This window comes from Rhodohalobacter sp. 614A, assembly GCF_021462415.1.
Taxonomy (GTDB): Bacteria; Bacteroidota; Rhodothermia; order Balneolales; family Balneolaceae; genus Rhodohalobacter.
Window position 1 is genome coordinate 1,198,891 of sequence record NZ_JAKEDS010000001.1, and the last position, 26,550, is coordinate 1,225,440.

Here is a 26,550-nt window from a genome sequence, read left to right on the forward strand (position 1 = left end):
AAATAACGTTTAAATATTTTGTTAAATGGTCGATAAGACCAACCCGGAATCAGATTCCGAAGAAAATTCAACATACTCATTTATAAAGAAAGTACTGATTTCCGTAGTGGTGGCAGCTACGATTACCCTTCTGGTACTTTTTGTAGGGTACGCCGTAAATATTTTACTTCTTGTTTTTTTAGGGGTTTTGCTGGGCATTGTTTTTAGAAGCCTCCGGGATATAATTAGTGATTATACCGGGATGCCAACAACGCTTTCGCTGGCAGTGGTTGTCGTGTTTTTGTTTGGCTTGTTTATTGGATCGGGATATTTGCTTGTACCAAAAATCTATCAACAGGCGGAGATGATGTATGATCAGGCTCCCGAAGAGTGGAATAAAATCAAGCAAAAGCTTTGGCAATACGAATGGGGAAAGGAGATCGCACGGGAGAATCCCAATCCCAAAGACTTTCTTGAAAATGAACAGGGTACTGCCGGAGAAGATAACGACATGACTCAGGGAGTATTGGATCTGTTTACCGTAACTGCGGGAGCCATTGCAAGTACCGTGTTGGTTATTGTAATTGCTATCTATATTGCTGCGGAGCCCGAAGTATATACAAGCGGGTTTTTGAGACTTTTCCCCACCGATAAGCGCTTGCTGGTTACAAACATTATGGACGAAACGGCATTGACTATCCAGTGGTGGCTGGTGGGTCAATTGGTGTCTATGTTGATTTTGGGAATCATAACCACCCTGGGTTTGTGGTTGTTGGGAATGCCCTATTCCCTGGTTCTTGGAATTTTTACAGCACTCATGACTTTTATCCCCAATCTCGGACCAATTTTAGCGGGCATACCCACACTTTTAGTAGCGTTAACACAAAGCCCAACAATGGTTCTTTATGTGGGCATATTTTACATCTTTATTCAAAGTGTTGAGGGATATTTTATAACTCCCATGATTCACAGAGAAGCGATAAATGTACCGCCTGTTCTCATTATTACAATTCAATTCCTGTTGTATTATCTGATTGGTTTTATAGGTGTATTTGTAGCGATGCCGTTGGTTGCCTGCCTGATGATACTCATACAAAGAGTGTACATAGAAGAGATTTTGGGAGATTCTATGGATCGGGAAGTAGATATCGAATATAAAGGGAAAACCATCGTCTAAATGTAAGAATGGAACATTTTTGTGTTTAGAAACTATATATAAATAGTATTTGACGAGACAATAGAATTACCAATAAAGCGACTATCATTATGAATGATTTAGAATTAAAAGGGAACTGGAACGAAATAAAAGGCAAGCTAAAAGAGCAATATGCTGTATTAACTGATAATGATCTGGCGTATGAAGAAGGCCAGGAAGATCAGTTAATTGGTCATCTCCAGCAAAAGCTTGGAAAGACCAAAAAAGAAGTGAAAGATATCCTGCGAGATATTTAAGAGAGCAGCAGCAGTTAAAGCTGAGTGAGGATAGCCCCGGTTGATAAAACAATCGGGGCTTTTTTATTTGTCGCTACTTGACTGGAAAAAGTTAAAATGGATAGTATGCCGTTCTGTACCACGCGTTCCCAGCAGATATCCAATGGGTTTAAGGCTTTCAATATTTTCGCAGACAATTTTCATCATGGCGAGGTAGGGAATTACCATAAACATGCCCGGTAACCCCCAGATCATTCCTCCGGCAATTAAAGAGAATATTGTAACGAGTGGATTGATTTTCACATAAGAACCCGTAATGTTAGGGGTAAGAATATTGTTTTCGATAAACTGAACAATAAAGAATTGTATAAGTACAGCCACAGCAGTACTTGGGGATTGAGTGGCCAGCACAAAAATAAACGCCAGTCCGTAGCCAAGTACAGTTCCCAGGTATGGAATCAAATTGAAAATGGCGGCAAGAATTCCAAAAAGAATGGCATATTTCACCCCGATCAAATAAAACCCAAGAGAGTTAAGAGCCATCAATATGAAACAAACCACAAAAAGCCCCTTCATATATTTTGGAACAACTTCCGATGCCTGGGTAATAATATTTTCTGCAATGCTCTCTTCATCAGCCGGTACCAAAAGCCGTAGAAATTTTTTGAACTTATCTCTGTAGAAAAGCAGTAGAAATGTGTAAACCGGGATGAGGCCGATTGCTAAAATTGAGTTTGCCGTAGCCGTAAAAAGGGTTTTGAAAAATTGCCCGGTATTCCCCAGGGCACTGTTGATCATGCTATCCTGCTGACTCTCCGGCACTCCAATCCAACTGCTTATTGTTCCTTGAACCCGGTCTATATTTCGTCGGAATTGTTCATGTATTTCAGGAAGATCACCCGTGAAGGTGGTTATTAAAACAGCCATTCCATATACCGTTCCGGCCACAAAAGCTGCCGTGCCGAGTATGATGATAAAATTCGTTGCTATCCGTGGCACTCCTTTATCTTCAAGCTTGTCTGCTGCAGGATACAGGAGATAAGCTAAAAGCACGGCGAATCCCAGTGGAACGAGCAGGGTTTTGGTGAAAATGAGGGCAGCTATAATCAGAAAAGTGAGCATTAACCGAATTAAAACTCTTACTACAAGAGGATAATCATCTGTGGTGTGTGGCGTCGTGATAGTGTTCTCCTTTTTAGAATGTATTGGCAACTATATTTATATGATTTTTATAGAGTTATGTTCCTGTATAATTCCTGTTTCGCGGACCTGTAATATGCAAAACAAGCTGTTTTACAGGCTGTCGATTACTCTCGTTAGATCCCCACACTCTCTTTTAATCCGGTTGAAAGGGATTTCCACCAATAACTGAATATGGATTTTTGTTCATCTCGTTCAAAAGAAACTTCCCCTCTGCGGTAGGGCACTTCGTTATTACTTCCTTTGATTTTTAAAATGTTGGCGAGAAAGGTTTTTAGCCGGTTTCTTCCTCCGTCATCTACATCGTCAGAATTAAGAACCTGTATTCTCAAATCACTGTAAATAAGTTGCACCCAACCTGTGGCTTCGTCATCCCCCAAATCCATCAGGAATTGAAGAGAATGGAGGGTTCCCCTGCTTGCACGGACTAATCCAACCGGTTCAAGGATAGGATTGAGATCCTCTGCCTGCATACTTTGTAATGTTCCCCGAGTCATGTGGCTTCCATCAAGGTGCATGGGAAATTCAAAATGGGCATCCAGCGTTGCTTCGCCCATCACTTCGGATGTTACATCCAGAACAATGGTGTGCTCCCGGCTGATGACGGTTGAATCGTTGGTTACATCGGTAAAGGTTGCATTGGTATTTAAAAATGAAACGGTGCCCGGTCGGGATACTTCTGCGAGGTGTTCTGTATAACGAATATCCGCCTGATGAATGGCAAGTGTATCTATCGTTATGGGAAACGGCAGATTTTTGAAAGCTATATGAGGGTATGTCTTGTTACTTTTCGGCCCCGGAGGCATCATTTTTGCGTGAAATACTTCAAGATCAGCATTTTGAATCGTAAATTTTTTAGCGTCAATTTCCCCGAAATTGAGTTTCTCAATATCAGTATTCTCAAGCAGAAGTCGTTCAACCGTTAAAGTGATTCGGTCTAATTGATGGCCTTTGTGTTGGGCAAACTCATACTTTGGATACTGTGGAAGCAACTTTAGCGAGTCGACGGAGAAGGCCCCTTCGGATGTTGAAAAATCAATTCCGTTGCTTTCCATGGCATAAAAATCACTCATTTCATATCGAATCTTACCAGATCGGGTTTGGATCGCACTAAAGTTGAAAAAGGGTGGTTTGGCCAGGGTGGTGGAATCCACACGAATGTTCAGGATTTCAAGATTAAAATCGTGAAGTTCGCCGAGGCTGTCGCTTTGTTCCTGATTCAGAAGAGCAAAAACCCCTTCATTGATTTCAAACCGATCCACTTCAATATCCGGCGGATTTTTATTGGATGAGGATGACGATCTGTCTGAGGATTGAAGAAAATTCAGGGAATCCGGACTATTTTTTGTGAGGGTAACCACAGGTTTGGAAAACCGAACCTGGCCTGTATAAATATTTCCCCCAAAGAGGTATGGCAGAAACTGTATGCCGGAAATGGAAAGTTGATCCATCTGGATACGCGGAGCTGTAGATGCTGTGTCTGTCGGACTCAGCCGAAGGCTGTCAATCTGAAACTCTTTTCCCCAAACTCTCAGATCAAGAGCGCTCATCTCAAGTTGGTATTGTCCAAGGGTTTGCTCAGAAACGGCAGTTTTGAGTCGTTTCTCAACATAACTGTCCAGGTAGAAGCTCAAGAAAAGCTGGATCCCTGTAAGCACCACAAAAATGATTACAAGGACAATCAGGCCGATCCTTAAAATTTTTCGTTTTGAATTCTCTTTGTTCATCAATGCTTATTCACTAATTGAATATCATTCTTTGCAACAGGTCTGAAAAATCGGTTCTTAAAATGCCGCAAAGACAAACCGGGATCGGTTGATTGTAACTTCCATAGTAATAAAAAATTTGGAAGAAGTGCTTTATTTCTTCTGATGATTTTTCTGAGTCTTGATTTTCGTTCTATTCATTTATATACACATGGAAAGGCGGGAAAACGTTCCAATCTTATCTATCTGTAATAGCAAGTCTCCCAAAAATCTGCCGTAGTTTTACGGGGAAAAATCTGGACACCGGCTCCTGACTGATGCCCGATTTTAAGGCGTCAGGATGCGAACAATTTCAGAAGTAGAAATCAGATCACATATCGAAACTCACACACGTTAACCGTATCTCTCTAATTTTTTGTCACACCAACAAAAAGAAAAATCCAACCAAGAATAAAAGCCACACCGCCAATCGGAGTAATAGCGCCCAGCCATCCAATATCCAATAGGGTTAGCAGATAAAGGCTGCCGGAAAAAATGAGCGTACCTGCGATGAGCGAGTAGCCGCTCCATTTCATCCATTTGTTCTGGATATGAAAACCGGCTGCTCCAATAATCAATAGTCCAAGAGCGTGATAAAAATGGTATTGAACGGCAGTTCGGTAAACGTCAAAACGGTCCGGAGTGAGAAAGCCCTCGACAATGTGAGCGCCAAATGCGCCGAAAGCTACAGCGAGAGCCATTAATAATGCACCGATTTTCAGGAAGTTTTTTGGGGAAAACATGGTAGTTCTAATTGTGTCGGAAGTATGAATTGTCAAACGAGGTTAAGATCATCATAATTTATGAAAGACAGGAAAAGAAAACACAGCAAAGCCTGGCAAGGTTCTATAAATCAGAGTTTTGGAATAAATTTAGTCAGCAGTAAAACCGATGTTCTTATGTGTTCCATCACAAAAGGGTTTATTCGATGAACCTCCGCATCTGCAAAGTGCAATTCCTTTTGAAGATGTTATCTCTCCAATTTTGGAGGATTCCAACGTATAGGTTCCTTCCAATAGAACCGGACCATTTTTCATTAGTTTGATTAAAAGTTTGTCTTGGTTCTCTTCAAGTGCTTCATCCATATCTGAAGTGTCGGCATCAACATTTGCCTTCCATTCCAGCTTTTTATGAGAGTTATCGCAGGCCGGTTTATTATCTGATCCTCCACAACGGCACATTGCGAAACGGGTATCCTGAAGAACCGTATTTCCCTCAGCATCCTGAACTTCCAGATCTCCAAAGAAATAAACCGGACCATTTTCCTGGAGTTTAATTCGATTTTTTGATGAAGCGGATTCCGACCGATCTCCTTTTTTAATTTCATAATGCAGGGCACCGGTCGGGCATCGTTCAATTACATCGGCAATTTCGTTAGCCGTTCTCTTTTCAGGTTGAATCCATGGCTTCTGATTGGGATTAAACACATCACTCAAACCGTGAACACACTCCTCTGCATGGATGCATCTTTTGAGGTTCCAGGTAATTTTAATGTCGTCATTTTCATAGGAATAAATTCGATCCTTCATAACAGAAGAGATTTAAGTTTTATAGTTGTGATTCTTTTGAAGGTCAATCAGAACTTTCCAGTAAACATTCCTGAATTAGTTTTTCTGGTTGCAACTACATTTTACAAATCAACGCAAAATAAATCATGTAAATATCTGTGTACATGATTGATGAGGCTATGGAGCAGGTAAAAAACCATAATCCGGGAGAAAAGAAGGTTAAAAACATCGATTATGTGAAAGGAGCGAACATAGCCGGTTCAAAAAAGTAGCGGATGCAATGCTGGCATTTGGTCCGGTTTAGAAAAGGTTTGTCACTCAGAGGGAGCGAAGCGACCGAGGAATCTCATTGTTAAAGAGAATCTCTGAGAATGAGATTCTTCACAATAAACAGGTATAAAAATCCATTCATAATGTGCGGAGTAGCATCCGTTCAACCAACATTTGCATCCCGCATTCCTGAATGCTTACCTTATAAATCTTGATTCGAAAGAAAAATATATCAACATTTCTGATGAAACCGATCGCATACCTTTTGCTGATCGTGCTCAATCTGCATGCACTCAGTATTCATACTTTTGCAGAAAATTTGGTGTATTGTTTTGAAGAAAATGGAGATGTGAATGTGGAGTCAACCGTTGATTTAGGAATCGGGATGAGCTCTGCTAATGAGGTTCATGAACAAGAGAGTCATGAACACAAAGATTCCGTTTTTCATCAGGAGGAAGATTCACACAAAGATGTGCCCGTTACGCTTTTATGCTCCAAAGATGACCTGTGAATCGGTTTAATCAGAAAAGAGTTGTTACAGATCTTCACCAAGCTATTTATCTGAGAAGTGAAATCACTGCAACCTCACGGTTTATACAAAAACACACCTTTATTCCACCTGATATAGAAGATCAGGAGACTGCTAATCGGCAAACCGTTGTACTTCTGAATTAGGTCGTTCCAGCCACTCTTTTCCTAATTCACTCTGAGTAAAAACGTGCGATCTCTGCGGAAAGAATGTGCAGATCGTGTATTGCTCAGCCAATCAAAACCGCCTAAAACGGCTGAAATACCTATATGTCAACATCTATAAAACTGATGCTGGCTGCCGGTTTACTTTTTTTAGCGTCCGGATGTGCCAGCGAACAGAGGGTGATTGAACCGCCATCTGCAAGCAACGAACGTATTGAAACTGTCGGGAAGAATCCGGCGATATTGAATCTAAACTCTGTACCTCAGATCGAAACCATTCAGGTTGGAGATACACTGAGTTATGAAGAAGCCCTTGCCAAGGCTCTTCTTGAAAATCCACAATTGGAAAGTTTTGCCTGGCAAATTCGGGTGAAAGAAGCGGAGCGAATTCAGTCTTCACTGTTACCCAATCCGGAAGTTGAAGCCGAAATGGAAAATTTTGGCGGAACGGGTCCTTTTGAAGGAATGAAGTCGAGGGAAACCACCATCCGTCTGAGCCAGAAAATACTGTTGGGTGCCGACCGGATGAAACGTAAGCGCGTGGCCGGACTCAATCAGAAATTGGCTGGATGGGACTATGAAATCCAACGCCTGAATGTGCTTTTTGAAGTGACCAAAGCGTACATCACAGCACTGGAAGCGATGCAGCAATTTCAACAACAGCAGGATTTGCTGGAAGTTTCGCAGCAGTTTGCAGAGACGGTTTCGTCGCAAGTAGAAGCTGGAAAAGTCTCAGGCTTGGAGCAAACGAAGGCAGAAGTTGAATTGTCTCAGGCTCGTATCCAAACTGAAAAAATGCGAACCAGGATGGAAGCTGCATTTGGCAATTTGGCATCCTTCTGGAATAGTCAGTCGCCGGCATTTAAAACTCTGGACGGGATTTTAAACGAACCGGATCAGGAGATTCCGGGGTATGAATTTCTGCTCGGGTTGATCAACCAGAACCCGGACGTTGCAAGATGGGCAACGGAAATTCAGCAACGGGAAGCATCTCTTTCTTTGGAGCGGGCAAAAGGTTTACCTGACCTGAAGATTAGTGGAGGTTACAAACGGGTTGAAGATGTAAATGCCGGAGCCGCGATTGTAGGTATATCGATTCCGCTTCCATTTTTTGATCGCAACCAAGGGAATGTAAAAGCAGCCCGATATAATCTGAACAAGGCGGAAGCTCAGCGCGAATCGAAAGAAACGGAAGTGGTCCGGGCGCTTCAGGAAAGTTACCAGACATTAGAGGCCGCGTGGTACGAAGTAAATCAATTGAAAAAGAATGTCCTCCCCGGCGCGGAAAAAGCTTATGAAGCCGCGCAAACAGGCTATCGCGAGGGGAAATTTGATTTGTTGGATGTATTGGATGCCCAACGAACTCTCTTTTCAAGCCGCACCAGTTATATCGAAGCTCTTGCGGATTACCACCGGGCTGTAGCGGATGTCGAACGGCTAATCGGCCAACCTCTCAATGAAATTTCTCCCACCGAATGATTTTTATGAAACGAATAATCAACACTATGAAAACGATAAAATTACTCACAATCTGGATCGCTCTTTGCACCGGGATTTTCCTTGGCGGATGCGGCTCAGAAAGTGAGCCAAATCAGATAGAGAATCAGGATGGAAGGGCAATTCATGAATTGCCCCAACAAGATATCGAAGAACATTCTGAAGCAGATGAAGAACACACTCAGGAAGTGCATCTCACAAATCAGCAACTTGCAGGATTAAATATAGTGGTTGATACACTTCGTTCAGGAAGTACCCGATCTGTGATTGAACGACCCGCGACTGTAACGTATGATCTCGACCGAATTGCCAAAGTAGGTCCGCGAATTGAGGCAAAAGTGGTCTGCGTTCTGAAAGATCTGGGCGAGTATGTTGAGGAAGGCGAGCCCATTGTGCAAATGAGTAGCGTAGAGCTGGGGAAAATCAAAGCCGATTATATTCGGCTGAAAGCGGCTTTGAAAAAAGAAGAAGCTCATTACGGCCGGGAACAAAATCTGTATAATCAGGAGATTTCGAGTCAGGCCGAGTTGCTTCAGGCTGAGCTGGAATATGAACAGGCCCAGGCCGACCTCAATGCCATTTCTGAAGCGTTGCGATTGTATGGTCTCTCTGAACAATCGATCGAAAATATTAAAGCCGGAAACGAAACACCGCTTTCTTATTTCTATCTGAGCAGCCCTTTAAGCGGGACCATTCAACATCGTGAACTCTCTCCCGGCCAAACCGTTACGCCAGATGAAACGCCCATTCATGTAGCTGATCTGTCAGAAGTGTGGGTGATGATTGACGCGTATGAGCAAGACATTTCATTCCTGGAAACCGATCAGTCCATCGAACTGACGGTACGAAGTATTCCCAAAAAATCATTTGAAGGAACTCTTAACTGGATCTCCTATGGTCTCGAAGAAGAAACCCGAACCATGCCGGCGAGAGCAAAAGTCAACAATTCGAATGGAGAGTTAAGAGCAGGCATGTTTGGCACAGTACGAATTCATACGAATCGTGAACAAAAAACCACCATCATTCCGGTGGATGCCATTCAGCAGATGAATGGCGAGAATCACGTCTTTGTGCCCGGAGATGAAGAGGGAAGTTTTCGTTCGGTACAGGTAACGCTTGGCAATGAAAATGCAGGGTATGTGGAAGTTCTGGCCGGCCTCGCACCGGGAAGTGAAGTTGTGGTAGCCGGTGCATTCGATCTTAAATCAGCTTTAACGGCGGGTAGCCGAAGTGCTTCACATAGCCATTGATATAAAAACGTCATTGCAGATGGGGCTTTAGTAAACCAAGCAATCTCTTCTTTTGGAATATCAGATTGCTTCGCTCTGCTCGCAATGATCCATTTTTAATTGATAAAAATTTTAAACGATGCTTGAACAAATTATTGAACGGGTTTTAAAAAACCGTATTACGATTTTGGTTTTGGTCGCAGCCATTGCGCTGTATGGATATTTTTCGTTTCGGGATGTTCCTGTTGATTCATTTCCGGACGTATCACCCCCAATGGTACAGGTTTTTACATCCAGTCCGGGACTTTCTCCGGTTGATGTAGAGACACAAATTAGTTATCCCATTGAGATTTCGATGTACGGATTACCACAACTCGACCGGGTTCAAAGTACGTCGATTTTCGGCCTGTCGAGAGTAAATATTTATTTTGAGGAGGGGACGGATATTTACTTCGCCCGCCGATTAGTAAATGAGCGATTATCACAGGTGAGAAGTGAAATTCCCGACGGATTGGGAGATCCGCAACTTGGCCCTATTACCACCGGATTGGGAACAGTCATGATGTACGAACTGAAAAACCGTGAAGGATTCAATCATTCGTTAATGGACCTTCGAACCGCCCAGGACTGGATCGTAAAACCTCAACTGCGAACCGTTCCGGGTGTAACCGGAGTGCTTTCCATCGGGGGAGATGTACGCCAGTTCCAGGTCAATGCAGACGTGAATGCACTAGTGTCTCGCGGATTAACGCTCGGTGATCTTCAACGAGCCCTGAATCAAAACAACCGGAATGTTGGAGCTTCATTTCTCGAACGTGGCGGGGAAGAGTATTTGGTTCGCGGCTATGGCTGGATTCAGCCGGATGAACAAGGGATTGCTGACATCGGAAATATCATCGTTGCAAACCGTGAGGGCACACCCGTTTATGTGAAGGATGTGGCTGATATAGAGTTTGGGTCCGAAATTAAACGGGGAACGTTAGTTGCAAATCAACAGGAGGGAGTCGGGGGATTTGTACTCAAACTGATTGGCGAAAATACGCAGGATCTGTTGGCAGAGGTGGATCAAAAAGTTGACGCCATCAATAAGTCACTGCCGGAGGGAATGATCATGGAAACATTCTACTCGCAGGCAGAATTGGTTGAAAAAGCGGTCGGAACGGTGACAAATGCTTTGATCATCGGAGCTATACTGGTTCTGGTTGTGCTTTACTTTTTTATGGGTGATATCCGGTCCACATTGATCATCATTTCTACTGTTCCCATTGCATTTTTGATCGCATTCATCGGAATGAAATTTCTCGGAATTTCGGCAAACCTGATGAGCCTCGGAGGATTGGCCATCAGCATCGGGATGATTGGCGATAGTGCCACTGTCATTGTAGAGAATACCTACAGATTATTGGAAAAACGAAAAGAAAGAAATGTACCTCTGACCAGAATTGTAAGTGAAGCAGCACGCGAGGTGATTCGTCCGGTTTTTTTCGCTACAAGTATTATCATCATCGTATTTCTGCCGTTGTTTTCTTTGGAGGGAGTGGAGGGCAAAATGTTCAAACCGCTGGCCTACACTATTACGTTTGCGTTGATCGGTGCGATCTTTCTGGCAGTCACATATATCCCAATTATTTCCAGTTATATTTTGCCGCAACAAGAGATGGATAAAGAGCCTTGGTTGGTACGAAATATAAAAGCCCACACCGAGCCATGGATCGAGAAACTGTCTCATTATCCCAAAATGGTTTTTGGTGCTGCATTGTTTTTGTTCGCTGTAAGTATGGCTGTTTTTCCTTTTTTGGGAACCGAATTTCAGCCGACACTTCGTGAAGGGACGTTTGCTGTTCGGTCGGTGCTTCCGCCCGGTGCCAATTTGCCCACGACAACGGAATATGCCAATCGCATACAGAAGGCGATGCGAACTTTTCCTGAGGTTGAAGGTGTTTATTCGCGAGTAGGGCGGGCAGAAGTTGGCGGTGATCCCGAGCCGGTAAATGTCGTTTTTAATGTAGTCAATTTAAAACCGCTCGATGAATGGAAGTGGGGCCGTGATTATGAAGAACTTCAAACCGCAATGGCGGAAAAACTGTCAGAAGATCTGCCCGGCGTTTCATCGAACTTTTCCCAGCCTATTCAGTTGCGGACCGATGAATTGCTGAGTGGCGTTCGGGCCCAGGTGGTGGTCAGTTTATATGGTGATGACCTGGACGTCTTATCTGAAAAAGCTAGAGAAATTCAGGAGATAGCCCAGAAAGTGGAAGGAGCGGTAGATGTCAGAGCTCAACAACAGGGAGGAAAGCCGCAGATTTTGGTCCGACCCGATCGAGGGCAATTAGCGCGTCTTGGGATCAGCATGGATGATTTTCTAAGCACCGTAGAAACAGGAATTGGCGGTTCTGAAGAAGGACAAGTATTCGAGGGAATCCGTCGGTTTGATATTTTTCTTCGCCTGCATCAAGATCAGCGGAAGCAGATTAATCAGATCGAAGAGTTGCCGATTCGTACGGCTGACGGAGCGTTGGTTCCGTTGTCTCAAATTGCAGATGTGGACGTGTTTATCGGGCCAAAACAAATTTCCCGGAATAAAGCCCATCGCAGAACCTATGTTCAGCTGAATGTTCGGGGACGAGATATGGGAAGTGTCGTTAATGAAATTCAGCAAAAAGTGGCTGATCAGGTGGAGCTGCCACCGGGTTATTTTACCGAATATGGCGGGCAGTTTGAAAATCAACAGCGGGCGATGAGTCGTCTTTATCTCGTGGTTCCGATTACACTCGGACTCATTTTCTTTATGCTTTTTTCCACTTTTGGAAGCTGGAGATATGCGGTTCTCATCTTTCTGAATATTCCCTTCGCAACGATCGGAGGCATTTTTGCTCTTTGGATATCCGGTCTGTATTTGTCCGTACCGGCAGCCGTTGGGTTTATCGCCATTTTTGGGATTGCCGTTTTAAACGGGGTTGTCTTGGTGTCGTACATCAATCAGCTCAGAGAAGAAGGTTTTGAAACGCATAAAGCGGTGGTTCAGGCCGCTCTGCTACGTCTGCGTCCCGTGTTAATGACGGCCCTGACGACCGGCCTCGGACTCATTCCCCTGCTCCTTGCAAATGATATCGGCTCAAACGTACAGCGACCACTTGCGGCTGTTGTTGTGGGAGGATTGGTGACATCAACGCTGTTAACGCTGGTAGTTTTGCCAACTATTTATACATGGTTTGCTGAGCCGGTTGAGCATGTCGAGACAATCAAATAATCATTGAAATCTGTCAGATCATTCAAAAAGACATATATTTAAATGATACATAAAATCATGAGGTGCTATGGCACATAATCATTCCCATTCACACGATCATTCTCATGCGCAAACGTACGGAAAAGCATTTGCGATTGGGATTGGCCTGAATGTAGCCTATGTAATTGTTGAGGTTGCGTACGGATTGATGATCGATTCGTCAGCACTTTTAGCTGATGCCGGTCACAATATAAGTGATGTATTCAGCCTGATTTTTGCCTGGTTTGCGATGGCGGTTGCACAAAAACGTCCTGCAAAGAAGTTTACCTATGGGCTGAGAAGAAGTACCATTTTAGTGTCTATCCTAAATGCGCTGCTTCTGTTTGGAGCTGCCGGAGTGATTGGCTGGGAAGCGTATCAAAAACTATTGGAACCGGTTGAAGTGGCCGGAACCAAGATGATGATCGTAGCCGGAATCGGAATTGTGATTAACACCGCAACGGCTCTTCTCTTTATGAAAGGCCAAAAAGAGGATCTGAATATCAAAGGAGCGTTTCTGCATATGGCAGCAGACGCCGGAGTTTCTTTAGGTGTGGTCGTTTCCGGTTTACTGATTAATATGACCGGCGCCATGTGGATTGATCCCGCAGCCAGTTTTTTGATTTTGATTGTCATTGTTTACGGTACATGGGGATTATTTATCGATTCTATTAATCTTGCGTTGGATGCCGTTCCAAAAGATATTGATTACGAAGAAGTGGAACAGTTTTTCCAAAATCATGAAAAGATCGAATCCATCCATGATCTGCATATCTGGGCGATGAGTACGACCGAGAATGCCCTATCCGTTCACATTATTTTAAATTGTGATAGTTCGGATGATTTCCTGAAAGAACTAAAAGAAGAGCTGAAAGATCATTTCAAGATCCATCATTCTACGATTCAAATAGAGGTTTCGGATTTGAAGGATAGTTTGATGGATGAATGATTTTTATCAAGAGTAAGGGCAATTCATGAATTGCCCTTACAGATCGCAATGAATATTTCGGCAACGGGGTTGAGTCATCGGATGAGTATTCTGTTTTGAACGTAAACACAAGGCGGTTCACTCAGCCGATGACTTTTCGGTCAAATTGCTTGAATAACCTTCTCCAATTTAGACTTCACCTCACCGGCAATGTTTCCCAGGTTTGAGTTCTCTACCGCCTGCATAGACGCAATCGGATTTACTGCAGAAATCTCCACGGTACCATCATCATGCTCTTCCACAATGACGTTGCAGGGTAACATGGTCCCGATTTTATCCTCTGCCTGAAGAGCTTTGTGTGCAAAACCAGGATTGCAGGCACCCAGTATTTTGTACTTTTTGAAATCAACATCCAGCTTCTTCTTGAGTGTTTCTTTCACATCAATTTCTGTCAGCACGCCAAAGCCTTCTTTCTTGAGTTCTTCAGTCGTTTTAGCGATCGCTTCATCAAATGATCCTTTAAATGTTGTGGATACGTAGTAACTCATATATCTCCTGTTTTAATTGAAATAACTTTTTATAAAATAATAACATTTATGATCAGAATATGATTTTAGTAAATCGTTATTTCCAATCTATAGTATTGTTTACGATTATAAATCATCAAGAAATCATTTTACTCAAACCCGTTTTAAATGATTGATATATGCTGAAGAAGATCAAAGCTATTTTGAAAAAAGCCACCCGGAACTCGCCTTCTTTTGATCCGGCAAAATTTAATGACGATGTAGCGATGAAAACGGAATGGAGTCCGTTAAAGGGCGGCGGATCCAATTTTCAAACTCATAAACTTGTCCCTGTTGATTACACACGAATGGAATTCAAAGCAACATGGGGTGCCAAGATTTTTAGCCTGATCTTTTTTATGGCTGGTCTTGCCGTTCCGGTGATATTCCGGATCAATAATAGTCAGGTATTCGGCGGGATTTTCGGATCGGGATTTTTATTCATCGTACTGTTCGGAGCGATTTTTATGGTAGCCGGTGGCTGGATGTTTTACAGTTTTGCAAAACCGGTTGTTTTCGATAAAACGAAAGGCATGTACTGGAAAGATTGGAAAGCGCCAACCCGATACCTAGCTGAAGGTGATGAAGATGACAGCAGCAGAATAAGCAATATCTATGCCCTTCAAATTATACCCGAATTGGTACGGAGTGATAATAAAAGCTACGTGAGTTATGAACTCAACCTGATTCTGCGAGATGGCTCCCGGATGAATGTAGTGGATCACGGAAATCCAGTTCAAATGCAGGAGGACGCCCAAAAACTTTCAGAATTTCTGGGCGTCCCCGTTTGGGATGTAGTCTGAAGCGGGGGCAATTCATGAATTGCCCTTACGAGATGTAGATGAATATTTTCTATACTTATTCCGGTGTTGGAGCAAATTTCGGTACCGGTCTTGACTCTGCTTCTGCCTGCGTCTCAGCAATTCCGTTTTCTCTGATATCCTTAATCAGCCATTCCATCTCTTTGATCTCTTTTCGCTGAGCATCCATAATTTGTTTGGCCAGTTTTTGAACTCTTAGATCTTCAATACCGGCTCGTTCACTGGTCAGAATTGCAATGGAATGATGCGGAATCATGCCCTCCATATAATCCGTGTCATCAATGGTGGCCTGGCTTCGTGATAACCAGATGGAGCCCATCAGAAGCAGTGCTCCGCCAACAAATATGGCGATATTCATTTTACTGCTTTTATACATTTGAAGCATAAATGCCAGCATGATGATCATCATGGATCCGCCCATTACCATCGTCATAAACAGGCGTTCTTCACTGAACCATGCATGGTCTAAGATTTGATAAGAGTTGGTATACATTAAGAGGTACATTGCAATCATCGCCGTAACAATCATTGCAAAAAATTTACCGTAACTGTTTCCCTTGTTATTCTCCATTTTTGATAGTCTTTTTGATTACTGAATTGAAATTATCAGAATTCAATTCTTTAAAGGAGAACAAGACCGCAATGTTCCGATATCAGGTTATAACAGCTAATTATGCGTGTTATAAACCGTTACAGTTTCGCCGTCAAAAAGAACAGATTGATAGGTTTCGTCGGATGGCATATCCATTCCCGGAGAGTTTTGCGGCATGCCGGGAACGGCAATTCCGGTCACATCTGGCCGCTCTGCTAAAAGTCGTTGAATGTCTTCCACAGGCACATGGCCTTCCACAACGTAACCGTCCACCACGGCTGTGTGGCACGAGCTGAGTTGATTGGGTACGCCATGCTCTTCTTTTACGCTGTAAACATTCATGGTTTCCTCTGTGATGACTTCAACTCCATGATCTTCCAGGTATTTTGCCCAGTTTACGCAACAACCGCAGGTGGGACTATGATACATGGTTAGCGTAACGCCTTCCATATCTACATCTGCAGTTTGGCTATTTGGGAATGGAGCGGATGATGAATTATCCTGGAACATGTAGATCCAAAACACGGTACTTGCGATGATAAATACTGCTACCAGGGAATAAAATACTTTATTGCTCATTGATAAAGATGGTTTGATTTATTCAAAATGTAACCAGAAGGTAATGGATAAATAGCTTAAATGGTTACTCCATTATTTTTTCAGTTTAAGGAAACGTGCATTGATCGCAACGATAACGGTACTTAACGACATCAGAACGGCACCAACGGCCGGGCTTAAAATAATCCCCCAGCTGTATAAAACACCTGCTGCAAGCGGAATGGTAATCACATTATAACCCGTGGCCCAGATCAGGTTTTGAATCATCTTGCTGTAGGTAGCTTCCGAAAGTTTGATGAGATTAACGACATCCTCCGGATTATTCTTCACCAACACAATATCACCCGTTTCAACGGCTACGTCAGAACCGGCGCCAATGGCAATTCCAACATCAGCTTGTGCAAGGGCGGGGGCATCATTCACACCGTCACCCGTCATAGCCACTCGTTTTCCCTGACCCTGAACCTCTTTCACTTTATCGGCTTTTTCATCGGGCAAAACTTCTGCGAAAACCTGATCGATATCCAACTCCTTCGCCACATATTCCGCGGTTTGTTTGTTATCGCCGGTCAGCATTACACATTCAAGCCCCATTTCATGCAGTGTTTTGATGGCATTTCGTGAAGATTCCCGGATTTTATCACCCAAAGCGATGGCTCCGCAGAGTTCATCATCCATCAAAATAAATACAACCGTTTTTCCTTGTGATGAAATCTCTTCCACTTCACCTTTTGGGTAATCGATTTCTTGTTCACGAATATATCCGGGACTAACCACCTTCACATTCTTCCCGTCTACAACGCCTTCAATTCCCTTTCCGGTGATGGAATTAAATTTCTCCACATCCAACGTTTTTTCAGCTTTTTCCAGAATGCCTTTGGCGATGGGATGTTCTGAATTGGTTTCAAGGGAAGCGGCGTAGGTTAAAAGTTCATCATCAGAAAATTGATCGTTGAAATTCAGAATATCTGTGACGGAAAAAGTTCCTTCCGTAAGGGTTCCCGTTTTATCAAAAATGACAGCCTGGAGATTTCGTGCTTGTTCAAATGCGGCACGATTTCGAATCAAAAATCCATTGGTTGCGGCCAAACTCGTGGAGACAGAAACAACCAGCGGAATAGCCAGTCCAAGGGCGTGCGGACACGTGATTACCATCACCGTAACCGTTCGGTTCATGATGAAACTGATATCCTGACCGGTAAAAAATGCCCATCCGGAAAAGGTTAATACTCCGGCGGAAATGGCAGTAATGGTTAGCCAAAAAGCGGCTTGATTCGCAAGATCCTGAGTTTTGGATTTACTTTCCTGTGCCTGCCTTACAAGATCTACAACTTGCGAGAGAAACGATTCATCGCCCGTTTTCTTGATCTCGATGGTCAGCGATCCTTTTCCATTCACGGCTCCCCCGATCACCTCATCATCTTTGGATTTATTGACCGGTTTCGATTCGCCGGTTAACATCGCTTCATTCACACTGGATTCGCCTTTCACTACAATGCCATCTGCCGGAACTTTCTCGCCCGGTTTGATGAGAACTTTGTCACCTTTTTGAATCTCTTCCAGCGGCACATCTTCGGTAGATCCGTCCTGATTAACACGGTGTGCTTCTCCCGGTAAAAGTTCTGCCAGTTCTTCAAGGGCAGCTGAGGCGCTCAAAACAGATCGCATCTCCACCCAATGGCCCAGCAGCATAATTCCAACCAAGGTGGAAAGTTCCCAGTAGAGTAAGTGACCATCAAACCCAAAAACCACGGCCGTACTGTATACATAGGCAACGGTGATCGCCAGGCCAATGAGTGTCATCATTCCGGGTTGTTTGTCTTTGATTTCATCCATCAAGCCTTTTAAAAATGGCCAGCCGCCAAAGAAATAGACCACCGTTGAGAAAGCGGCAAGAATCCAGGAATCACCGGTAAACTGCCAGTCCACGCCCAGAAATTCCTGGATCATGGGGGAGAGAGCAAGAATAGGAACGGTAAGTGCCAAAACCCACCAAAACCGGAATTTAAAATCCTCTACCATCATTTTATGGTGCGCCCGGTGGTCATGATGTTTATGCCCCTCGTGTTCTTTATGCTGATGACCGTCATGATTATTATGATTATGCTGATGTTTATCGTGATGATGATCTTCGTGATTCATGGTGTTTATTTATTTGGTATTCGTGATATGGTTTTTAAAATGCTTCGACGGTCTCTCCACAGTTATGCATTTGATTTCCGTAATAGGGGTTTTGAATTCCCTCACTGTCGCTGATCCACAGACTTCCACCTCCATACATCGGGCAGAATTGTTTGTAGAGAGTTCCTTCATATCCAAATTCTTCTACGGCAGCAACCAGTTCTTCAGACACCTGTTTAAATGCGGCCCGAAGCTCCTCGATGTTGTTCGTCCGAATATCTGTAAATGATCGAAGTTGAGTGTTTGCCTCATCGTAATCGTCATTTGCAAGAGCTTCTTTTGTTTCGAGATAAGCCGGCATTACAGATTCGAGGTCCTGTTGTGAATGAATATTTAAACTCTGTTGCTTCTCAGGTTGCTGGTTTGATTGCATATCCATTTGTTGATGTTGGGAATGATCCTCATTGCTGTTCTGATCCATCTGTATACTGCCATGATCATGAGCCGATCGATTTGCACCTGTGCCGGGCTCGCGGTTCATCATGCTCAGTTTATCAGAGAGTTGAGCTGCACTGTCGATTTTAAAGGTTCCGTTTGTTACAACCTGTTCACCTTCCGACAAACCCGATTCAACTACATAGTAGTTTCCAGCCCGGTTTCCGAGCATTACTTCTTTTGCTTGAAAGGAAGGTGTTGAAGTATTTGGAATTTGTACATACACAATTGAACGTTTCCCCGTCCACATGATAGCCGATCGTGGGACCATTAAATGAAATTCACCAGACACATCTGATTCAACCTCCGCCGTGGCCAACATTCCCGGTTTTAACTGGTTATTTGGATTTTGAACGCGTGCACGGATCGTGGCTGTTCGGGATTGATTATCCAGAAATGGATCTACATATATCACCGTGGATTCAAATGAATGGCCGGGCAAGGCTTCAACTGCAAATTGTATTTGATCTCCTTCCTGAATGGAAGAAATATTCGATTCAAATGCCTGGAAATCGACCCAAACCGTAGAGAGATCAACAATTCGATAAAGCATTCCTCCTTCCATGACATGATCTTCCCGGGAAATTGCTAATTCGGAAACGTATCCGCTGACCGGAGAGTAGAAGTCAAGCTCGTTCATGATTTCACCACTCTGCTCTATTTGATTAATCGTGCTTTCCGGAAATTCCCAAAGCATGAGTTTTCGTCGCGCAGCTTCATACAGGCGGGGATTTTGATTTTTATACTTTGCCGTTTCGAGCAATTCCTGTTGTGCCGCAATCAGTTCAGGCGAATAAATCGAGGCCAGACGCTGTCCCTCTCTTACGTATGTGCCGGCATAATCCACATATAGATTCCGGATTCTTCCGGGGAAATGTGCCGTTACATTAGAAACATTATTCTGGTTTTCTGTGACTTTTCCCGGAAGTGTAAATGTACTGACAGGCTGATCTCTTATGACGGGTGTGGTCTGGATTTCTGCCAGTTTCATTGAGGCTTGCGTCATTGTCAGTGTATTAGGATCCGCTGCCGATTGTTCGGATTCATCCTCAGCGGGAATCAGCTCCATTCCGCAAATCGGACAGTTTCCGGGCTCATTTTGGCGAACCTGCGGATGCATACTACATGTATATACAACATTTCCTTGCTCATCTGTATGAGCCTCTTCAATATGTTCATCCATTGGCTGTTCTGTGTCAGTACCTCCAAAAAAGAGGTATCCGAGAAACAAACCGAGAACCAGTAATCCGGCGTAAAGAAGTATGTTTTTTGTATTCATGATTTTTGGTTTTAGTACTAAGTATCAAGTAATAAGTATTGAGAAGTTTCAGACAATCTCGATACTTGCTACTCAATACTGTTTGTCTATTTAAATTTCTTTTGAATTGATATTGTGTTTTCCGGTCAAATAATCGATGTAGGCTACTGACTTATGCATATCTGCGAGGGCCTGAATGCGGTTCAGTTGATAGTCGAGCAGTTTTCGTTGCATGCGCAATATTTCTTCAAAATCAGAGCTATCGGTGGAGTAAGCCTGCATCATAATGGTCAAAGCCTGGTTGACCCGCTGAATTTGTGTTTGATCATACAACTCAAACCGTCGATCTGCATCGTAATAATCTCTTAACGAGGCGTCCAAATCAGTTTCAAGAGAATTTGTTTTCGCTGAGATCTGCATTTGCGCTGACTGAATATTTTGTTCTGCCTGTTGAACCTGCGCGTTATATTTATTTCTGAACAGGGGAATTCTAAAACTTGCACGTGCAATTAATGCGTCTTTTCCATTATCAGTCAGTCCGGCCATATCCGTTCGTTCACCTGTAAAGATGTAATCAGCTCCAATCCCGAAGGAGGGTTTTCCACTTTTGACTGCTAATTCCCTCATCTCTTTGGAGGATTCCTCTTGATATCGAAGTCTGGATAGTGCTGGATTTTCTCGTACTAATTGATTTCTCAAAGATTGAGAATCATCGAATAGAAGGTCGGCCTGTAACGTATCCGGTGCATGGATTTGAGTATTCTCCGGATGATTGAGCAGTTCTCTGATTTTCTGTTCCAGAACAGATCGGTTATCCCGAAGAAGAGCCAGTTGTGTTTTCAGATCCTCCTGCTCAATCTGGGCTCGCAACACATCTACCTGTGTAGCCTGATTGGTTTCATATCGCCGAAGGCTAATTTCAACCAGCGAATTCAGGATTTCAAGATTTTCTTCCGCGATTTCGATACTTCTATCCAACTCATAAAGATCCAGGAATGCTTTCTCAGTCTGATAAAAAATTCGATTCCTGTTTTCCCGGAATGTCTCGAAATAAGCTTTCGATTGGATGGAAGCTATTTCCCGTTTATCCCTCAAAGTTCCAAACCAGGGAAACATTTGGGTGAGAGAGATACGAGCCTGCTGTGGTCCGAGACGAGTTTCAATCGGACTAACGAAATACGCAAAGGCAATTTCCGGATCAGGCAAAGCCCCCATTTGACTCGGTTCTTCCAAACTGGCAAGATATTGATGAAAGGCCGAGCGTACCTCAGGATTATTCTCCGCAGCGATTTGTTGATAATCTTCGATGGATTGGCCAATTAGCGAGACAGGTATTGCCATGAAGAGAGTTAAAAGAACAAACCGCAAAGAATACGGTAAGTTTATTGATAAAAGAACCTTCAAGCGTCCGTGAGGTCCTTGAAGCGTTCTCTTGTGACGCTTGAAGGACTTGCACTCTGCTTCAGACGCTTCAAGGTCACTTTTAATTATTTGATATTCTTTCGTGTTCATTTCACACTCCGTTTTAGTTGAAATTCTTTCCAGATGAAGTAGAGTACAGGCACCACAAACAGGGTAATGATCTGCAGTAACATGCCGCCTACACTTGGTATCGCCATGGGCACCATGATATCGGAACCACGTCCGGTGGATGTTAAAACCGGCAGCAGGGCGAGGATGGTTGTGGCGGTGGTCATAAGCGTCGGGCGGATTCTTCTTGAGCTCGCTTCAACAACTACTTTCCGTAACTCTTTTGTATTTGAAGGACGCTGTCTGTCATACAGTTGATCGAGATAAGTGGCCATTACCACACCGCCGTCTGCCGCAATTCCAAAGAGGGCGATGAATCCGACCCACACAGCCACACTTAGATTTACGGTTCCCATCTGAAAGACATCTCTCAGGTTTTGTCCGAATAATTCGAAGTTTAAAAACCATCCCTGGCTGTAAAGCCAAATCATCAAAAAACCGCCGGCCCAGGCTACAAAAATGCTGGTAAAAATCATGCCTGTTGTAGCAACAGACCGGAATTGGAAGTACATAATCAAGAATATAACGACCAGGGCAATCGGTAAAATAATGCCGAGACGTTTCGCAGCCCGAACCTGATTTTCGTAATTCCCGGCAAACTCAAAACTGATTCCGGCCGGAACAGTGAGATCACCTGAATCGATTCGATCCTGGATAACAGTCCGCGCATTTTCTACAACTTCTACTTCAGCGAAGGAGTCCTGTTTATCAAAAATCACATAGCCAACCAGGAAGGTGTCTTCACTTTTGATGGCCTGAGGTCCCTGGCGGTAATCGATCTTAGCAAGTTGTCCCAATGGGATTTGCGTGCCGGTTTTTGTTGGAACGAGAAGTTCAGAAATCGATTCTGGATCGCCTCTCAACTCGCGGGCAAACCGTACACGGATGGGATATCGCTCGCGTCCTTCAACAGAAGTGGAGACGGGCATTCCACCAATTCCGGCTGTTACAAAATGCTGTACATCCTGCATGGAGAGTCCGTACCGTGCCAGTTCATTTCGGTTCCAGTTTATTTCGAGATAAGGTTTTCCGACAATGCGCTCTGCAAACACAGAAGAAGCATTCACTCCCGGAACCTGCCGAAGGACTTCTTCCAGTTGAAGTCCGAAGGATTCAATCGTTTGTAGATTATCACCTTTCACTTTTACACCCATAGGTGCGCGCATTCCGGATTGAAGCATCACCAGCCGCGTTTGAATGGGTTGAAGTTTTGGCGCAGAAGTAGTCCCCGGAATTCGGGAGGCTTCAACAATTTCATTCCAGATATCGTCGGGTGACTGAATATCATCACGCCATTGGCGATAGTATTCTCCGCCGGAATCCGGAATTAATTCTCCATTTTCATCGCGGACAAATTCATCATTGTCATCCACCCGATAGCGAATTCGCCGGCCGTTTTCGTTTGTTTTATATTCTGATGTATACAAGATTACATTTTCAAACATCGAGATGGGAGCGGGGTCGAGAGCAGAGTTCGTGCGTCCCATTTTGCCCACCACAGTTTCCACTTCTGGAATGGAAGCGACTGACATATCAATTTTTTGCATGACATCCATGGCTTCTTCAACCCCGGCATGAGGCATGGTTGTGGGCATCAGCAGGAAAGCTCCTTCATCCAAAGCGGGCATAAATTCTTCGCCCAAACCCGGGAATGTATTTGTTGCAGAGGACCAGAGGGAGGTCGTTCGAATGTTCACGCCAACCGTATCAAATCCGGTTGCTACAAATCCAAACACGGAGGCAAATCCCAGCCAGATCATCATCCCCAAAACAACAAACGTTGTTGGGATGGCAAGAAAAGCTTTTTTATGATCCAGGCACCAGATAATCAGTTTTTGATAATAGGTGATGATGAGCCAGAAACTGAAGAGAATGGTACCAATTAAGAATATGATAAAAATCATATTTCCGGCAAAAGAAACAGATGGGCCAAATGGAAGCCAGTATTCAGTTAAAAGCCAGGTGACGACCACTACTGCAAGAATGTTATTCAACAGTGGAACTCTATTCTGATAATTCTCATCTAAAAAGAGAGAAGCTCCGTTGATCAAACCAAAACCTAAAATCAGAAATCCAGCCCAGCCCGAAAGGGTAAGCATCAAAAGAAATCCACCCGCTACAAGCAATCCATTCCAGCCTATTTTGATTTTTCGGCTGTTAATTTTAAACCCAAAAAACCAGTGGGCAAAAGGAGGAATGAGGGTAATTGCAATGATGATGGATGAGATCAGGGCAAATGTTTTGGTATAGGCCAGCGGTTTGAAAAGTTTTCCCTCGGCGGCGATCATGGTAAAGACCGGCAGAAAACTGACAATCGTAGTGGTTACGGCTGTAATCACAGCAGACGCAACTTCAACTGTGGCGTTGTAAATCACTTCGAGGAGTGATTCATCCTCATTCATATCCTCCATATGGCGGAGCATATTTTCAGACAGAATTACACCCATATCCACAATGGTACCGATGGCAATCGCAATTCCGGAAAGTGCCACAATATTGGCATCCACTCCGAAATATTTCATGCCGATAAAGCACATCAAAACCGCGAGTGGAAGCATGGTGGAGATCAAAATGGAAGTCCGAAGATTCAGAACCATGATGACAATCACGATAATAGTAATCAAGATTTCGAGAGTGAGGGCTTCCTCCAGGGTTCCGAGCGTTTCGCCAATCAGTTCAGACCGGTCGTAAAAAGGAACAATGGTTACTTTTGAGGTGGTTCCGTCGGACAACGTCTTGGATGGAAGGCCGGATGAAATTTCATCAATTTTGTTTTTTACATTGTCAATTACCTGCTGGGGATTGGCATTTTGGCGTGCAACTACCACGCCACCAACAGCTTCAGCTCCCGCTTTATCCAGAGCACCACGTCGTTGTGCGGGGCCCATCGTGACGAAAGCCACATCCTGGATTCGAATGGGCGTGTTATCCACCACTTTTACAACGGCCGATTCCAGGTCGTCGATATTTTTGATATAACCCAGTCCGCGGACGAGGTATTCGGCGTTGTTCAACTCAAGCGTTCGGGCACCTGTTTCCACATTACTTTTGCGAACGGCTTCAAAAACGTCTGCAAGAGTGACGTTATAAACCTTCATTTTATTGGGATCCACATCCACCTGGTATTCGCGAACGAAACCGCCAATGGATGAGACCTCTGCCACTCCCTGTGCACCAGAAAGTCCATATCCCACATAAAAATCCTGGATGGATCGGAGTTCCTGAGGATCCCAGCCGCCGGTTGGATTTCCGTTTTCGTCACGGCCTTCAAGCGTGTACCAATACACCTGACCGAGAGCAGTAGCATCAGGTCCCAATGCCGGTTGAACATTGCCAGGAAGTGTGCCTGCGGGAAGTGCATTTATTTTTTCGAGGATGCGTGAGCGGCTCCAGTAAAATTCCACATCCTCTTCAAAAATCACATAGATGCTGGAGAGCCCTGTCATAGATGTACTTCGAACCGTTCGAACGCCGGGCACGGTTAAAAGTTGAGTTGTAAGCGGATACGTAATTTGATCTTCCACATCCTGCGGTGATTGTCCCGGCCATTCGGTATAAACAATTTGTTGGTTTTCGCCGAGGTTTGGAATGGCATCCACCGGAACCGGATCGCGCGGGATGGAATTGAGATTCCAGTCAAATGGAGCTGTGGCAATTCCCCATCCGGTTAGTACCAGCAAAAGCAGTACAGCCACAAGTTTATTTTCAAGAAAAAAACGAATGATTGAATTCGTCATGAGAGTTTAAACCCATTCTTTGCCTTCCTTTTCTGCCTGATCACAGACCGAAAAAGAAAGAGTTCATAAAAAATTTGAATTCGGTTTTAAAAATGAGATCGGGAGAGGTTTTGATAAACTCACCGTGAGAAGGAAACAGAACCAATCAATAAAAGAATGTGATAAATATGCCTGGAATGGCTTAACGAGGCTTGTTACACCGTCACACGCATAAAACGCGTATCATTTGGTATCAAAGTCTCAGAGTGTTCTGCAATCAGTCTCTACTCAAAAGAAATAGAAAGGCTATTTCAAAAAAGTATCGTAGAGAAGGTAAAGAGGAGGATCATCCGGATTTGAATGGGCAAAGTAAGCTTTGTGGAGAAATTCATCCGGGGAGATGAGCCTGAAATTGAATCCGGTTGGAGATAAAATAATTCCGGAAGTACTGGACTTGGGTATTCTGAATTGATTATCAGAAGGTGCTTCATTTACCGGACAGGCACAAATTGTACCGTTGTCGCAGTCGTGACTTGTTGAGGCATCGGAATGTGGAATTGTATCAAGCGTGCAGCAGTCATGAGAATCGCCCATCATTTCGTGATGGTGCATATCCGTCATGCAGAAATCCACGAGATGTTTGGCCTGCAATGCAGAAGGAAGCAGTATTGCTACAAGCAGGGCAGCAGTAAGGACTCTTGTTAAAAATCGATATTTGGCAGATTTTATTTCCACAGATTAAAAAACTACGAAAAAAATCAGAACTAAGTTCAAAAGTATGTCAAAACTTTTTTAAAAAGAGGGTGTGGTTTTATGACAAAAGACCCATCCCAAAATAGAAATGATCAAACCCAATGTTGTAGAAATTCCCGCAATTAGTTGACTCCGGCCGGTTTCTGTAAAAAAAGCCATTACAATTCCGACAATTACAAGTATGATACCCAAATATAAAAGCAAGTTTGTATTTTTCATGAATGGTTTATTGAATAAAAAGTTATTTAAAAGAATATATTTTTTTCTAAAAAACAATTTGCCGGATGAAGAGGCTTCTCAATTGCCATCGACCACTTAGTAGACAGCAATAAAATTCTGATCAATTTTTTAGGCGGAGTAACGGTACAATTACTCTGAAAATCATTAGTGAT

General features: G+C 43.6%; 22 protein-coding genes. 9 read left to right on the top strand and 13 right to left on the bottom strand.

What is annotated here, in order from left to right:
- Positions 1-25 precede the first annotated feature (25 nt).
- Both L0B18_RS04705 and L0B18_RS04710 read left to right on the top strand, forming a co-directional pair.
- Positions 26-1,156 carry an AI-2E family transporter gene (locus L0B18_RS04705; protein WP_234568337.1) on the top strand — a complete coding sequence of 377 codons (1,131 nt, stop codon included), beginning with the start codon at positions 26-28 and terminating at the stop codon, positions 1,154-1,156.
- An 89-nt stretch (positions 1,157-1,245) separates the two neighbouring features.
- Positions 1,246-1,431: a CsbD family protein gene (locus tag L0B18_RS04710; protein WP_234568339.1), complete on the top strand. Its 186-nt coding sequence runs from the start codon at positions 1,246-1,248 to the stop codon at positions 1,429-1,431.
- A gap of 63 nt (positions 1,432-1,494) precedes the next feature.
- On the opposite strand, the gene L0B18_RS04715 is transcribed toward L0B18_RS04710, so the two are convergent.
- The 4 genes from L0B18_RS04715 to L0B18_RS04730 form a co-directional block, all read right to left on the bottom strand.
- Complete coding sequence (locus L0B18_RS04715; protein WP_234568341.1) at positions 1,495-2,532, bottom strand: AI-2E family transporter; 1,038 nt, start codon at positions 2,530-2,532, stop codon at positions 1,495-1,497.
- A 194-nt stretch (positions 2,533-2,726) separates the two neighbouring features.
- Positions 2,727-4,337, bottom strand: coding sequence for a hypothetical protein (locus L0B18_RS04720; RefSeq protein WP_234568343.1), 1,611 nt, complete (start codon positions 4,335-4,337; stop codon positions 2,727-2,729).
- Positions 4,338-4,723: 386 nt separating this feature from the next.
- A complete protein-coding gene (locus L0B18_RS04725) occupies positions 4,724-5,098 on the bottom strand; it encodes a DUF423 domain-containing protein (protein WP_234568345.1) in 375 nt (124 codons plus the stop codon).
- A gap of 129 nt (positions 5,099-5,227) precedes the next feature.
- A complete protein-coding gene (locus L0B18_RS04730) occupies positions 5,228-5,884 on the bottom strand; it encodes a CDGSH iron-sulfur domain-containing protein (RefSeq protein ID WP_234568347.1) in 657 nt (218 codons plus the stop codon).
- A 493-nt stretch (positions 5,885-6,377) separates the two neighbouring features.
- Between L0B18_RS04730 and L0B18_RS04735 the strand changes: the two genes are divergently transcribed.
- The 6 genes from L0B18_RS04735 (at position 6,378) to L0B18_RS04760 (ending at position 13,769) form a co-directional block, all read left to right on the top strand.
- Entirely contained in the window at positions 6,378-6,644 is a 267-nt protein-coding gene (locus L0B18_RS04735; protein ID WP_234568349.1) for a hypothetical protein, read from the top strand.
- Positions 6,641-6,808: a hypothetical protein gene (locus tag L0B18_RS04740; protein ID WP_234568351.1), complete on the top strand. Its 168-nt coding sequence runs from the start codon at positions 6,641-6,643 to the stop codon at positions 6,806-6,808. The genes L0B18_RS04735 and L0B18_RS04740 overlap by 4 nt, the downstream gene beginning before the upstream one ends.
- 123 nt (positions 6,809-6,931) lie before the next feature.
- Positions 6,932-8,305, top strand: a complete 1,374-nt coding sequence (locus tag L0B18_RS04745) for a TolC family protein (RefSeq protein ID WP_234568352.1) — start codon at positions 6,932-6,934, stop codon at positions 8,303-8,305.
- A 26-nt stretch (positions 8,306-8,331) separates the two neighbouring features.
- Positions 8,332-9,573 (top strand): efflux RND transporter periplasmic adaptor subunit, encoded by a 1,242-nt coding sequence (locus L0B18_RS04750; protein WP_234568356.1) that lies wholly within the window; start codon positions 8,332-8,334, stop codon positions 9,571-9,573.
- Between the two features lie 118 nt (positions 9,574-9,691).
- Positions 9,692-12,802 (top strand): efflux RND transporter permease subunit, encoded by a 3,111-nt coding sequence (locus L0B18_RS04755; RefSeq protein ID WP_234568358.1) that lies wholly within the window; start codon positions 9,692-9,694, stop codon positions 12,800-12,802.
- Between the two features lie 67 nt (positions 12,803-12,869).
- On the top strand, positions 12,870-13,769 hold the full coding sequence (locus L0B18_RS04760; protein WP_234568360.1) for a cation diffusion facilitator family transporter: 900 nt from the start codon (positions 12,870-12,872) through the stop codon (positions 13,767-13,769).
- Between the two features lie 140 nt (positions 13,770-13,909).
- Here the strand turns inward: L0B18_RS04760 and L0B18_RS04765 are convergent, their stop codons facing one another.
- A complete protein-coding gene (locus L0B18_RS04765; protein WP_234568362.1) occupies positions 13,910-14,296 on the bottom strand; it encodes a DUF302 domain-containing protein in 387 nt (128 codons plus the stop codon).
- A gap of 158 nt (positions 14,297-14,454) precedes the next feature.
- Between L0B18_RS04765 and L0B18_RS04770 the strand changes: the two genes are divergently transcribed.
- Entirely contained in the window at positions 14,455-15,117 is a 663-nt protein-coding gene (locus L0B18_RS04770) for a hypothetical protein (RefSeq protein WP_234568364.1), read from the top strand.
- 55 nt (positions 15,118-15,172) lie between these two features.
- Here the strand turns inward: L0B18_RS04770 and L0B18_RS04775 are convergent, their stop codons facing one another.
- From L0B18_RS04775 to L0B18_RS04810, 8 genes are all read right to left on the bottom strand, one after another.
- Positions 15,173-15,706 carry a DUF305 domain-containing protein gene (locus L0B18_RS04775; protein WP_234568366.1) on the bottom strand — a complete coding sequence of 178 codons (534 nt, stop codon included), beginning with the start codon at positions 15,704-15,706 and terminating at the stop codon, positions 15,173-15,175.
- A gap of 96 nt (positions 15,707-15,802) precedes the next feature.
- The gene (locus tag L0B18_RS04780; RefSeq protein WP_234568369.1) at positions 15,803-16,306 is read right to left on the bottom strand and encodes a DUF411 domain-containing protein; all 504 of its coding nucleotides are present in this window, start codon (positions 16,304-16,306) and stop codon (positions 15,803-15,805) included.
- A 72-nt stretch (positions 16,307-16,378) separates the two neighbouring features.
- Complete coding sequence (locus L0B18_RS04785) at positions 16,379-18,427, bottom strand: copper-translocating P-type ATPase (RefSeq protein WP_234568371.1); 2,049 nt, start codon at positions 18,425-18,427, stop codon at positions 16,379-16,381.
- A 34-nt stretch (positions 18,428-18,461) separates the two neighbouring features.
- Positions 18,462-20,180, bottom strand: coding sequence for an efflux RND transporter periplasmic adaptor subunit (locus L0B18_RS04790; protein WP_234568373.1), 1,719 nt, complete (start codon positions 20,178-20,180; stop codon positions 18,462-18,464).
- Between the two features lie 90 nt (positions 20,181-20,270).
- Positions 20,271-21,500, bottom strand: a complete 1,230-nt coding sequence (locus tag L0B18_RS04795; RefSeq protein WP_234568375.1) for a TolC family protein — start codon at positions 21,498-21,500, stop codon at positions 20,271-20,273.
- Positions 21,501-21,667: 167 nt separating this feature from the next.
- Positions 21,668-25,426, bottom strand: a complete 3,759-nt coding sequence (locus L0B18_RS04800; RefSeq protein WP_234568377.1) for an efflux RND transporter permease subunit — start codon at positions 25,424-25,426, stop codon at positions 21,668-21,670.
- A 285-nt stretch (positions 25,427-25,711) separates the two neighbouring features.
- The gene (locus tag L0B18_RS04805) at positions 25,712-26,140 is read right to left on the bottom strand and encodes a hypothetical protein (RefSeq protein WP_234568379.1); all 429 of its coding nucleotides are present in this window, start codon (positions 26,138-26,140) and stop codon (positions 25,712-25,714) included.
- 57 nt (positions 26,141-26,197) lie between these two features.
- Positions 26,198-26,377, bottom strand: a complete 180-nt coding sequence (locus L0B18_RS04810; protein ID WP_234568382.1) for a hypothetical protein — start codon at positions 26,375-26,377, stop codon at positions 26,198-26,200.
- Between the last annotated feature and the right edge of the window lie 173 nt (positions 26,378-26,550).